The following is a 12,853-nucleotide window of genomic DNA, read 5'->3' as shown; positions in this document are numbered from 1 at the left end:
TACACGTGAGTCTGCCTAGCTGTATAGCATTTGACCATCTGATGAATGGGTCAAGACTAGCTAAGCGGTCGCCATTATTTCACATCGTTTTTCAATGTCTGTTTGCAATAAATTTATAGAGGTTTTATATGTCGTCATCCCGGAACACCAACAACAAGGCGTCTTTATTAAAATGGTTACCTTGGGTCTTATTGCTGCTAGTGTTGGCAGCGTTTATCTGGTTGTTCACGAGTATGAAGTCGACGTCAGAGGCCACATGGGAGCCGCCGAGAACCCCGCCTGCGGAGCAGCAAGCAGCAGAGCCAGTGTCGGACACGCCAGCGCCTATCTCTTCTTATCATAATGCAGTGGCGCGTGCGTCGCAGTCTGTAGTCAATATCTATACGACGCAAACGATGACCGAGCATCCTTATATGGATGATCCCGTACTGCGCCGGTTTTTTGAGTATCATGGTGGCCCATCACAAGAGCAGGGCAATACCAATTTAGGCTCTGGTGTGATCGTATCAGAAGACGGCTATATCGTGACCAATGCCCATGTGATCGAAAAAGCAGATGAAATCACAGTCGCGTTCAATGATGGTCGTAAGAGCCGTGCCAGAATCATTGGTACAGATCCTGATAGCGACTTGGCCGTGATCAAGGTCGATATGACAGGGCTGACACCACTTGGCTTCCGCGAAGATCCAATTCGTGTGGGGGATTTGGCGCTAGCAATTGGTAATCCATTTGGTGTGGGTCAGACGGTGACGCAGGGGATTATCTCAGCGACTGGTCGTACTGGACTGGGCGTTAATAAGTTTGAAGACTTTATCCAGACTGATGCGGCGATTAATCCGGGTAACTCAGGCGGCGCACTGGTCGATGCTCATGGCGAGCTAGTCGGTATCAACACCGTCATATTCTCGCGCTCTGGTGGCTCGATGGGTATTGGCTTTGCGATTCCGACGGCATTGGTTGAGCAAGTGATGAATGCCTTGATCAAAGACGGCCGTGTCAGTCGTGGCTGGTTAGGTATTGAGATTCAGTCACAGCTACGTGACCCAACACAGTTAGAGACGTCAACAGGCGTAGAAGTGCTAAACGTCATTGATAACAGCCCAGCGGCAAAAAGTGGCCTACGTGTTGGTGATATCGTCCTAACCATTGATGATGTTGAGATGACAGATGCCAATACCTTGATTCAGTATGTTGCTCGTAAGCCGCCAAACACTGAACTGGATGCGCAGATACTACGCCAAGGTAAAAATGCCCAAGTAAAAATCACGTTAGAAGAGCGTCCAGCACAAGAACCACTTGAGCGTCCTGTCGTACTACAAAATGAGAGCATGGGCGGAATGGAGCAGCCAAACATTCAAGGCGATGAAGAAACGCCAATGATGTCAAAGGCAGAGCGTGATCGTATGCGCGAAGAGCTAATGAAACTGTTTGAACAAGATGCCGCGTCGCAGTAAGTTGTAGTTGTTCTTACCACCACTATGTGTTGGCTCATAATGTATATATGAGTCAGCACTTTTATTTAGCTGATAGCACAAAAAAGCGCGCTCCTTTAGATAAGGAGCGCGCTTTTTGTTGGAGCTGGTTTTTCTGAACTCAAAGACTAGCTTTGTTTACTGATAACCCTTCTTGCTTATAACCCTGCTATAACTTTTCAATAGGATCATGATTGATATAAATAACACCTTGCACACGGCAACAGCAGGGCAGGATTTCATCTTCTTCAATCATCGCCAGTGGGTCAAATGGATAGTCGACCGTATGCGAGCTGGCAATACGTTTGACTCGGCAACTACCACAGTAGCCTTCGCGGCATTGGTAGTTTACCTCGTGTCCGGTGCGTAGCAGTCCATCTAGCAGACTCTCGTCATCATGCAGATAGAACTGCTTTTTACTGGTCATTACCCAAGTCATCGTGAATCCTATTGGGATATGTCTGTGCTATTGCTATCCCTACTATTAACCCATAAGACGATTACCGCGATAGAAATTTTATAACTTCAAATTTCTATCGCTTAAGCCTTTATCATATAAAGTCTTTCTAGCTCAAAGCTCTTATAGTTCAGTCTTTCTAGCTCAAAGCTCTTACAACTCAGCTCTTATAATTCGGAGCCTTTATAGCTCAAAATCATCAAAATCACTGTCTGACAAATCAGAGTCAATCTGACCGACCAAGTATGAGCTAATCTCAGTCTCTTGCGGTGCTACTTGCACATTGTCAGACGATAGCCACGTGTTAATCCACGGGATTGGGTTTGATTTTGAGTTCGGGAACGCCGCTGGCAAGCCGACAGTTTCCATACGTAAGTTGGTGATGTATTCGATATATTGGCACAAAATGTCTTTGTTTAGACCGATCATCGAGCCGTCTTTAAACAGATAGCCTGCCCATTCTTTTTCTTGCTCAGCAGCTTTACGGAAGATTTCAATGCTTTCTTCATAGCACTCTGCGGCAATTTCGACCATCTCAGGATCGTCACGACCGTTGCGCATCAGGTTCAGCATGTGCTGTGTACCAGTCAAATGCAGCGCTTCATCACGAGCGATGAGCTTAATGATTTTGGCATTACCTTCCATCAATTTGCGCTCAGCAAAGGCAAACGAGCAAGCAAACGATACATAGAAACGAATGGCTTCTAGGACGTTGACCGCCATGATGCATAGGTACATTTGTTTCTTCAATGATCTCAAATCAACAGCTACTTCCTCGCCATTGATATTGTGCGTACCTGGACCATACAGGCTATATAGCTGCGAGTTGCGATACAGCTCATCATAGTACTGGGCGATATCAGAGGCACGGCCTAAGATGTGCTCGTTTTGCATAATGTCATCAAAGATAATATTTGGATCGTTGACGATATTGCGGATGATATGCGTATAGCTGCGTGAGTGAATGGTCTCAGAGAACGACCATGTCTCAATCCATGTCTCAAGCTCAGGGATAGACACCAGCGGCAGTAGCACCACGTTTGGACTACGACCTTGGATCGAGTCGAGTAGGGTCTGATACTTGAGGTTGCTCAAAAATATATGCTGCTCATGCGAGGACAGATTGCTAAAGTCGATACGGTCTTTTGATACATCGACTTCTTCTGGACGCCAAAAGAACGATAGCTGCTTTTCAATCAATTGCTCAAAGATAGGGTGCTTTTGTTGGTCATAGCGCGCCACGTTGACGGGCTGACCAAAGAACATCGGCTCTTTTAGCGCATTGTTTGGCGTTTGAGAAAAAATCGAGTAAGTCATGGGACTGCCTTTATAATTGATACGGTTATTAATTTATAGGGGTTTGACTGGTTTTGATTTGAGGTTATGACACATTTTTGGATTATAGCGTTTTAGCTTATAGGTTCTCTAGCGATATCTGTGACGACTCTTGCCCATCGTTCATATAGGCTTTGAATATTTCGCTCAGCTCACTATCATCGAGTGCTTCTAATTCATCAAGTGCGCTTTTGCGTAAGGTGCTCACATCAGACTCTTCTGCTGTTTTTACGTCTTTTTTAGCCGCTCTCGATACTGGTTTTTTGGCTGCTTTTGCCGCGCTTTTTTTGGCGATAGTTGTCTTGGGTGTTTCGTCTACACCTAACTGCTGACGCACCGCTGCAATATCAACCTCGACTTGTACGATATGCGAGCCACCATCGTTTAGGTCTGAAAATACGTTTGGGATAAACAAACCACCGTCTTTGATGATTGCGGTATATTGCACGTCTATGACCTCCGTCGTTTTATTCTGCTAGGTTTTGATTATGGCTGACGCGTCGCCAGACTGTCATATACCTTGTTGTTTTCTCTTTTACCAACTGCCAATACATAAACCACCACCACGTCATCTTTGACGGTATATACCAAACGATACCCTATGGTGCGTAATTTAATTTTATAAGTGTCTGTATGTCCAGAGAGTTTTGACGCAGGCACATGAGGGTTGGATAGTCGCTGCTGTAATTTTTTCTTAAATTGCTGCTGGATACTTGGCGCTATCTTTTTCCATTCTTTTAACGCTAGCGGGTGAAACTCAAGACTATAAGTCATCTAACGTGACCTTTATCGGTGTTTGCCCATCATTCATCCGTGCGTTTACGGTTTGGCTGAGTGCCATATCGTCCATCGCTTCCATCATGCGCTCAAAGACGTCTGTTGAGACCAAGTAAGCCACGGGTTTGTTGTGGTTTAAAATCGCAATCGACTCACCATCTGACTGTTTAATCAATGCAGAAGGATTGTTTTTTAGCTCTGAAATACTGGCTGTTTGTGTCGCAAATATTGGTTGCATGACGCATTCTCCGTTGAAATTACGCTCTAAATATAGGGCTAATTTTAGCACGAAAATTAGGTCTTATTTGTTAATATCTTTACGCTTAATTTGTAGGGTGCGCCTCGCGCACCTTTAAACACAATTTACATATCATCGGTACGCTACGAGTACCCTACAGCTACGTTCAGCCGCACCCCATAAATTATAGGCTTCGTCAAAATAATAGAGACAGTTTAGAACTGATGATACCCAATACCACAGTCATTACCAATTGAAAAAAGATTTTTCTATAAGTAGCTTTTTTTCTAGAAGCAAATTCTTTAATTAATTTTTTATCGCCATTATTCAAATTCAAATATGAGTCTTGCTTGAAACTATCTATATATCTTTCGATTTTTTCTCCAACTATAAAAGCTATTTTTGTCAGAACAAAAATTGAAACTAAAGAAAAGAGAAAAAACCGTCCCCAATCCTTATCAAAACTTTCTGACAGTGTAGAGATATAAATATTGTAATAATATAAACAAATCGCAATTATAATTAACTGAATAATCCTTGGAACATAATGCGAAAAAGACTGTAATAATGAAGTAAATCTACTTTCTTGCTCGCAGGGACAGCCTTTTATCCATTCATCGAATGCTTGAAGATAAGTCTTTGCGACTAGATAGTCTACATATTCAATAGTGATATCAGCAGTATTAGATACAAGTATGTTTACTAAACCTGAAGGAAGAAGTCTATTTTTCTTTTCTTCAAAAGCTTGAATAGAAGCAAATCTTGATACTAACTTGATCGTCACAACATATTCTTGAGGTACTGAAGTTCCTGCTAGTAAAAGCGAAAAATTATATTTCAGCTGCAAGCTCTTTGTAGGCTTAGTGTTATTAGAATTGTATTTTTCAAATCTCTCAAAGGATGTAAAGACTTCTCTTCTTTCACCTGAAAAAAATAGAGAAATAGTTTCATTCTGGGCTAGTACATTATGAATATCTTTAATTTGTAATATCTTGAGGTGAAGTTGTTTTAGTTCATCAAAGCCAACTAAGATATTATCTTCATAAGTTTGAGAGGTTTTCTCAGTTCTCCCTGTTATATGATTGTATATAGATTGATAAATTTTTGGAGATATTAAATTTCCTCTACCCCCAATTTCAAGTGTTGGTTGATTATCAGCATCATTATTGTTATTCATGCGCTCAATATTACTGGCCATCAATAATTCCCTTTTTACAATGGTCAAAAGATTTTCTTAATATTTATGGGTACAGCTATAAGATGTAATTAAATTATTAAAAAACAGCGAGCCTAACCAAAAGCCAAACCCGCCATCCATCAGAAATTCTATTTAAAGAGCTTCTTTTTTCAACCTAAATCTTACATGCACCGCCAGCACAATCATCTTCCATATCCGCTTGGGCATCGTTAGCACCATCACGAGTGTTGTGATAGTACAACGTCTTCACACCCATTTTATAAGCGTTTAGCAAGTCTTTTAGCAATATCTTCATCGGTACACGGCCACCAGCATAACGAACTGGATCGTAGTTGGTATTGGCAGAGATACTTTGATCGACGAACTTCTGCATGACAGCGACCAGCTTTAGGTAACCGTCATTGTTTGGCATTTGCCATAGTAGCTCGTACTGATCTTTTAGCTTGTCAATCTCAGGCACGACTTGCTTTAGAATGCCATCTTTTGACGCTTTGATAGAGACCAGACCACGTGGTGGCTCGATACCGTTGGTCGCGTTGGCGATCTGACTTGAGGTCTCAGAAGGCATCAAGGCGGTTAGGGTAGAGTTGCGTAGACCGTGCTCAGTGATCTCGCCACGTAGCGTTTCCCAGTCTAGATGTAGCGGCTCTTGGCAGATTTTGTCCAAGTCGGCTTTGTACGTGTCAATTGGCAAGATACCTTGTGAGTACGTAGTCTCATTGAACGCAGGGCACGCGCCTTGCTCTTTGGCCAATTTATTTGACGCTTTTAAGAGATAGAACTGCAACGCTTCAAACGTTTGATGGGTCAGACCCAATGCTGAGTCGTCAGAGTAGCGTGCGCCATTCTTGGCTAAGTAATACGCATAGTTGATTACGCCCACACCTAGCGTACGACGACGCATGCTGCCGTTTTGAGCGGCTTTTACTGGATAGTCTTGATAGTCGAGCAGGGCATCAAGTGCACGGACGATTAGCTCGGCTGGCTCTTCGATATCGCTGACGTTTTCGACTTTACCCAAGTTGACCGCTGATAGCGTACAAAGGGCGATTTCGCCTTCTTCATCATTGATGTTATCCAGTGGCTTGGTCGGTAGTGCGATTTCCATACATAGGTTTGACTGACGAATCGGGGCAACCGTCGCGTCAAATGGGCTATGCGTGTTGCAATGATCGACGTTTTGAATATAAATACGACCCGTACTGGCACGCTCTTGCATCATTAGACTGAACAAATCAGCAGCTGGGATTTGACGGCTACGGATGTTAGGATCATTTTCGTATTTGGTATATAGCTCTTCGAATTTGTCTTGGTCTTCAAAGAACGCATCGTATAGGCCTGGCGTGTCGCCTGGTGAGAATAGCGAGATGTCTTGGCCTTTGATTAGGCGAGTGTACATTGTCTTGTTTAACTGGACGCCGTAATCCATATGACGAACACGGTTGTCTTCGACGCCGCGGTTGTTTTTGAGTACCAGTAATGACTCAACTTCCAAATGCCATAGTGGATAGAACAACGTCGCAGCACCGCCACGGACGCCACCTTGTGAGCAGCATTTCACCGCAGTCTGGAACAGTTTGTAGAACGGGATACAGCCAGTATGCTGCGCTTCGCCGCCACGGATAGGGCTACCAAGGGCACGGATGCGACCTGCGTTAATGCCGATACCAGCACGCTGTGACACATAGCGTACGATGGCGCTAGTGGTGGCGTTGATAGAGTCTAGGCTATCACCACATTCGATCAATACGCACGAGCTAAACTGACGCGATGGCGTACGCACACCTGACATGATAGGCGTCGGTAGTGAGATCTTGAACTCTGAAGTTGCATCATAGAAGCGTTTGACGAAATCAAGACGATCTGACTTGTCGTATTGGCTAAACAGACACATACCGACCAGCATGTATAAGAACTGCGGGCTCTCATAGACAGTCTTGCTCACACGATCTTGTACTAGATATTTGCCAGCCATTTGCTCGACAGCGGCATAAGCAAGGTTCATATCACGCCAGTGATCCAGATATTCTTCTAACTCGTCAAATTCAGCACGGCTATAGTCAGCTAGGATATGCTGATCGTATTTGCCAGCATCAGTCAAAGTTTTGACATGGTCATATAGGTGCGGCGGGGTAAATTTGTTATAAGCAATCTTACGTAAATGGAAGATAGCCAAACGCGCAGCCAGATATTGATAGTCAGGCGTGGTTTCAGAGATTAGGTCGGCGGCAGATTTGATGATGGTTTCGTGAATGTCACGAGTCTTGATACCTTCATAAAACTGAATGTGCGACTTTAGCTCAACTTGAGACACAGACACGTTGTCCAAACCATCAGCCGCCCACGCGATTACCTTGTGAATTTTGTCTAAATCAATAGGCTCTAAACGTCCATCACGTTTGGTTACTTGGATTTTGTCAATATGTGTCATGCTGGCCTCTATTTTGATTGCTTATTGTGATGCTGCGTGCCGAGTGGGCGGCAGACATTCTTTATAACGCTATTATGCTGGGTTGTGCTAGCTGGTTTTTTTGGACAAAAAGCTACCACTACTCATAGTGACGGTTAAAATCACTGAGTACTACATATAGCGTGTTTGTTAATTGGTAGGCACAATATAGCGGGAAAATTTTGAAAATACTATATTGATTTTAGAATAAAACTATGTTGCTACAAGGTTGTAGGCAGTCCAAATTTTGGCAAAGGACGATGGGATAAGGGTTAGACGCAAATGCAGTCAATAATAAAATTTTTGTAAAAATTTCGTGACGATTTGCTTTTCATTCTCTCGGTTATTGTCGACTGATATTGCGAGTCATGGCGGCAATAATGCGGGCGCAGATTGTACATCAAACCACAAAAAATCGCCACCCATATGTTATTACTAGCGAGTGACGATTTGGACTAAAAAGGCGTGAAAGTTTTTTATGCGACTTATAAAACAATACGAACCGTTTTTGCATTATCAAGTGAGGCATAAAGCGCATTCACTTGCTCAGCAGCGGTGAGGTACAAATTGACCCGTGCTGAGTGAAAACGACCCGTTTTAGACGGCTTAACTTCGATAGACGCCAAATCAAAATCAGGGAACTGGCTACCCAAAATTAGCTTCACTTCATTAAGCAAACTTTCACGCTCGCCTTCATGACCGATGATGCTTAGTGGGTAGTTCATCGGGAACTCCCAAAGCTCTGGGTTTTGAATATCAGTCTTTTTGCCTACCAATGCGCCTTTATTTGGCGTCAGGTCAGTGACTTTAACTGATGGCTGATTGCTGGTTGGGTTATTTGCGCTGTTGTCGTTGTTGTCTTTTGAATCATCACTCATGATATGAGCCTCGCTTATATAGATAAATAGGAAAAAGTTAATCAGTCATTAGTAGTAAGTAACTAACATTAAGTCATTCGAAAATCGCTGCTATAGACATTTAGTTAGTTAAACATCTGCTCAAATCATGCCAAAAGCATAACGCAAAAATCTGAGACAGGCTCAGTATGGTCGTAAGTGGCACTTAAATCAGTCAAGCTATAGTCGATTCAATTTAAAAGTAGTACAAGGCAACCGAGTGTAGATGTGATACTTCAAGCGAGGTTAACGCTGTCATACTTTTATAGTGGACTGGCTATATTAGGCAGAGAATATATGCACTGTTTATAGTGGTCTATGAGCGATTATTCAAGTGAAGTCTGTATTTAGTCCGTTTCATCTTAAAGTAGTAAGCTAAGTGGCTTTTATTAAAACTATTAATAGAAGCTACTGTAAATAACCATTGATAGGAGTGATATCAGGTGGAATATCCGTCTCTCCCAATGCCTCTCGTAGATTAATCTCGATAGTGCGTGACAAGGCAGTCAAAGGTAACTGGTTAGCCGCCAAGCCAAAAGGTTCTTCTAACTCTTCACTAAGCGCGTCCAAACCAAAAAAGGTATAAGCAATCACCGCACAAATCAACGGGGTTGCCCAACCGAGTGATGCTACCAAACCGAAGGGCAACATAATGCAATATAAATAGGTCGTGCGATGTACCAGCAGCATGTAAGCAAAGGGCAGTGGTGTGTTATGAATGCGCTCGCACGCTGCCAGTACAATTGTCATAGAGGTCAGGCGTTCATCCATATTTTGTATGACTTGTTCCGATACCAGTCCTTGACGCCGAATATCGCCAAGCTGTTTACCCATTAGGCGCATTATATAATCAGGTACGTTTTTCGCTTGGCGCATACGGTCATGGTGTATCGCTGCAACAAGAGGCTCGATATCCGCCCAAGGTGGCGTACCACGCAATCGGTGGCGCACAGCATGGGCAAAAGAAATGGTCAGATATACCATCGTTCGCTGAGTATCGTGTGCAGTCGCATTGTCATCCTCGCCATCATCTATGGCATTCGCATCGTCATCATCTATAAAAGACAGCACTTGGCGCGTTAAGCTACGAGAGTCATATACCAGCTGACCCCACAGTCCGCGCGCTTCCCACCAACGCTGATAACTGGCATTGTTTCGAAACCCAAGAAACAACGATAAGGCAATCCCGAGCAAGGTAAACGTTGCCATACCATAATAAGGAAACGAGTCAGGCATCCAGTGCTGAATAATCGTGATGAGCGTACTAAGAATAGTAATCAGCAAAATTTGCGGATAAATTTTTGGAATGATTGATCCACGCAGAGTGAAAAATATCTTAAGGGCATTGGGTGTTTGCCGGACAATCATGTCAGTTTCCTAGAGATGGGGTATATGGAGACACTATTAAATGTCTCGTGTGATTCTAATATAGAATCGAGATCTGTAAAGCCCAAAAGACTATAAATTTATTCAAATAGAAGAGTAGAGTGGTGACTTAGGATCGGTAATTGGGATAGCTAAAAAGTTAAATCCTCGCCAAAAGGGCGATGTTTTTATTAATCCACTTCATGTATGTTAAAATGACGCAAAATATCACTTCTTAACTCTATAAAAGCTGCCACCACAAAGATGAACCGCCCCGACTATATCGGAGAGTGGATTGCTTGAGTCAGGCAGCTTTGTCTGACTCAGTAAGACTATCATAGTATCGTCTCTCAAACTCAAAAGGCGACACATAACCAATCGTACTATGAATGCGAGTTTTGTTAAACCAATCGACCCATTCAAGGGTTGCTAATTCAACATCATTCACACCTTGCCACTGCTGTTTTAAATATTCAATCACCTCTGTTTTATAAAGCCCGTTAACCGTTTCAGCTAACGCATTATCTTATGAATCACCCGTCGTACCAACAGATGCAATGACGCTAGAATCAGCCATCTTATCAATATAGCGAATGGATAAGTACTGAACGCCGCGATCACTATGATGAATCACATCTTTTGGGTTATTTCTGTCTGCAATGGCTTGATTTAACGCTGCCATCACCATATCAGTATTCATACGATTAGACACCTTCCAGCCAACAATACAGCGGGCAAATACGTCAATGATGAAGGCGGTATATACCCAACCACTCAATGTCTTTATATAGGTAAAATCAGCTACCCATAGTTGGTTAGGGCGATGGGCGTTAAAGTTACGATTAACTAAATCATCAGCACGCTTTTGATCATCACGAGACTTAGTCGTTATCTTACCTTTACCTCGCCAAACACCTTGCATACCATGCTGACGCATTAACCGCTCTATAGTGCAGCGTGCAGGATGTATACCCTCTGCTTTCAACTGTTGCCAAACTTTACGAGCACCGTATCGGCATTTGCTGTTCTTCCAGATACGTTTAATCTCATTAAGGTAGAAATCGTCATGCTGACTACGCTGTGAACGCTTTTCAGGATTTTCTTCTAGTTCTTTAGCACGATAGTATGTGGATGGAGCAATCGGTAATACTCTACAGATTGGCTCGACTCCATATTGTTGTTTATGATCTTCAATAAAATCAACCATTACTTGGGTTTGCGGCCCTTCTCCGCCTGGGCGAAAAAAGCGGCAGCTTTCTTTATAATCTCATTGGCTTGCTTTAACTCTCTGTTCTCACGTTCAAGCTCTTTGATACGCTCCGCTTGGCTTTGAGCTTGAATGTTTGCAGGAATGGTTTTATCAATGTGCTTTTTATGCCATGATCGTAGGGTCTCAGGCGTGCAACCTATCTTTGGCGCTATGGCTTTGATGGCTGACCAGGTGGATGGGTAATCGTCTTTAGCTGCAATCAGCATACGGACGGCGCTCTCTTTCATTTCAGGGGTATAATTTCGTGTTTTCATTGTCATATTCTCTCAGAAAATTGAGTCTCCAACAATCCCGGGGCGGTTCAATGTATCGCGCGCGCATTTTTGGGACGTGACAGCAGTCGCCGCCATAGATAAAGTGATTATTAAATTTCGCCGTGAAGGCACTGAAGTAGAGCTCATCGGTTTGAACGAGGCGAGCCAGGCGATGATAGACAATTTCGGTGTGCGTGATAAGCCAGATGCTGAGCAAAGCTTAGGCGCGCATTAAATTAGCTATGTATCAATAGTGTCATATTGATAAATACAAAAAAGCTGAGTATATCTCGGCTTTTTTTATGCAGATTAAAACCTGATTAGGAGACTATATTCCATTATGGATGAAGTTTTTACAAGCTAATAGGATGGCAGAAGAGAAGGGATAGCTAGAAAGGAAGAAGTAACTGGTTTGGATGATGCCGTATGGAGACAGTTAATCGTTATATTGAAATATCTAGATGTTTTGTAACAAAGAAAAATAGCTCTAAAGATTATGAGAAATTTTTAAAGCTTTAACAGCTCTTTTTCAACTTCATTGAGAAATGCTTCGATGTTAGCTTCATGACGCTGATAAAACGTCCATTGTCCATGGCGTTCGGACGTAACCAATCCTGCTTTTTTTAACACACCCATATAGTTTGAAATGGTTGATTGCGACAATCCAGCTTTTTCTTGAATGTAGCTGACGCATACACCATCCAGATTAGCATGCTCTGGTAATGACGCTGGGAAGTTTGATCTGTCCTTCAACCACTTTATGATTTGACGACGCATGGGGTTGTTAAGTGCAGATATTATGTTTTCTGTATTCATAAAATGTGTGATATCGATACCTAGTTAATAATCAACAACTGTCAGAGTGGAACATTAGGTTTTTAGTTTACTCATTATAAGTATAAACACTAAAGCGTAGTAGTATTTGTTTACTACCAATGTGTCAACCATATACAAGTAAACGGCTACTAGTAGCATACAGCTTATAACTAGCGTTTGTATTCTGACTATACATTTCTATAACAGTAGAGTATACAGCCAAAACCAGTTTAATTATGACAGTTGTACTGAGCTATGCTGAAGAAACCGTACAAGTAAACTTGGTAAACTAACGACTCAACGAGGAGTTTACCATGACCAAGAAA

Annotated in this window: 11 protein-coding genes, 2 pseudogenes and 1 other annotated feature; of the genes and pseudogenes, 2 read left to right on the top strand and 11 right to left on the bottom strand. The window is 42.7% G+C overall.

From position 1 onward, the window contains the following. Nucleotides 1-128: 128 nt before the first annotated feature. On the top strand, nt 129-1,454 hold the full coding sequence (locus I3249_RS01810; protein WP_201566687.1) for a trypsin-like peptidase domain-containing protein: 1,326 nt from the start codon (nt 129-131) through the stop codon (nt 1,452-1,454). A gap of 187 nt (nt 1,455-1,641) precedes the next feature. On the opposite strand, the gene yfaE is transcribed toward I3249_RS01810, so the two are convergent. From yfaE to I3249_RS01760, 10 genes and pseudogenes are all read right to left on the bottom strand, one after another. Next, nucleotides 1,642-1,911, bottom strand: coding sequence for a class I ribonucleotide reductase maintenance protein YfaE (gene yfaE / locus I3249_RS01805; protein ID WP_101205363.1), 270 nt, complete (start codon nt 1,909-1,911; stop codon nt 1,642-1,644). Between the two features lie 201 nt (nt 1,912-2,112). After that, on the bottom strand, nt 2,113-3,246 hold the full coding sequence (gene nrdB, locus I3249_RS01800; protein WP_238068264.1) for a class Ia ribonucleoside-diphosphate reductase subunit beta: 1,134 nt from the start codon (nt 3,244-3,246) through the stop codon (nt 2,113-2,115). Nucleotides 3,247-3,343: 97 nt separating this feature from the next. After that, nucleotides 3,344-3,712, bottom strand: coding sequence for a hypothetical protein (locus tag I3249_RS01795; protein ID WP_238068262.1), 369 nt, complete (start codon nt 3,710-3,712; stop codon nt 3,344-3,346). A gap of 38 nt (nt 3,713-3,750) precedes the next feature. Continuing rightward, complete coding sequence (locus I3249_RS01790) at nt 3,751-4,038, bottom strand: type II toxin-antitoxin system mRNA interferase toxin, RelE/StbE family (RefSeq protein ID WP_071001399.1); 288 nt, start codon at nt 4,036-4,038, stop codon at nt 3,751-3,753. Beyond that, on the bottom strand, nt 4,028-4,279 hold the full coding sequence (locus I3249_RS01785; protein WP_238068260.1) for a type II toxin-antitoxin system Phd/YefM family antitoxin: 252 nt from the start codon (nt 4,277-4,279) through the stop codon (nt 4,028-4,030). Before I3249_RS01785 ends, I3249_RS01790 begins: the two co-directional genes overlap by 11 nt. A gap of 196 nt (nt 4,280-4,475) precedes the next feature. After that, the gene (locus I3249_RS01780) at nt 4,476-5,477 is read right to left on the bottom strand and encodes a hypothetical protein (RefSeq protein WP_238068258.1); all 1,002 of its coding nucleotides are present in this window, start codon (nt 5,475-5,477) and stop codon (nt 4,476-4,478) included. Nucleotides 5,478-5,631: 154 nt separating this feature from the next. Continuing rightward, nucleotides 5,632-7,908, bottom strand: coding sequence for a class 1a ribonucleoside-diphosphate reductase subunit alpha (nrdA, locus tag I3249_RS01775; RefSeq protein WP_238068256.1), 2,277 nt, complete (start codon nt 7,906-7,908; stop codon nt 5,632-5,634). A 503-nt stretch (nt 7,909-8,411) separates the two neighbouring features. Beyond that, on the bottom strand, nt 8,412-8,723 hold the full coding sequence (locus tag I3249_RS01770; protein WP_310649256.1) for a DUF493 domain-containing protein: 312 nt from the start codon (nt 8,721-8,723) through the stop codon (nt 8,412-8,414). A 507-nt stretch (nt 8,724-9,230) separates the two neighbouring features. Beyond that, nucleotides 9,231-10,190: a bestrophin family ion channel gene (locus tag I3249_RS01765; RefSeq protein WP_238053062.1), complete on the bottom strand. Its 960-nt coding sequence runs from the start codon at nt 10,188-10,190 to the stop codon at nt 9,231-9,233. Between the two features lie 301 nt (nt 10,191-10,491). Continuing rightward, nucleotides 10,492-11,711, bottom strand: a pseudogene (locus I3249_RS01760) (IS3 family transposase). Further along, nucleotides 11,320-11,436, bottom strand: a sequence feature (AL1L pseudoknot). (Overlaps the previous pseudogene by 117 nt.) Before the next feature lie 49 nt (nt 11,712-11,760). Here I3249_RS01760 and I3249_RS01755 point away from each other — a divergent pair. After that, nucleotides 11,761-11,946 (top strand): annotated as a pseudogene (locus I3249_RS01755) (STAS domain-containing protein); the annotation flags it as partial. Nucleotides 11,947-12,218: 272 nt separating this feature from the next. On the opposite strand, the gene I3249_RS01750 reads toward I3249_RS01755, so the two are convergent. Then, nucleotides 12,219-12,527 (bottom strand): metalloregulator ArsR/SmtB family transcription factor, encoded by a 309-nt coding sequence (locus I3249_RS01750; protein ID WP_101204781.1) that lies wholly within the window; start codon nt 12,525-12,527, stop codon nt 12,219-12,221. Between the last annotated feature and the right edge of the window lie 326 nt (nt 12,528-12,853).

It is taken from the genome of Psychrobacter sp. Ps1 (genome assembly GCF_022129425.1).
Taxonomy (GTDB): domain Bacteria; phylum Pseudomonadota; class Gammaproteobacteria; order Pseudomonadales; family Moraxellaceae; genus Psychrobacter.
The sequence above is the reverse complement of the archived record's forward strand: the minus strand, read 5'-3'. Positions and strand labels throughout refer to the sequence as shown.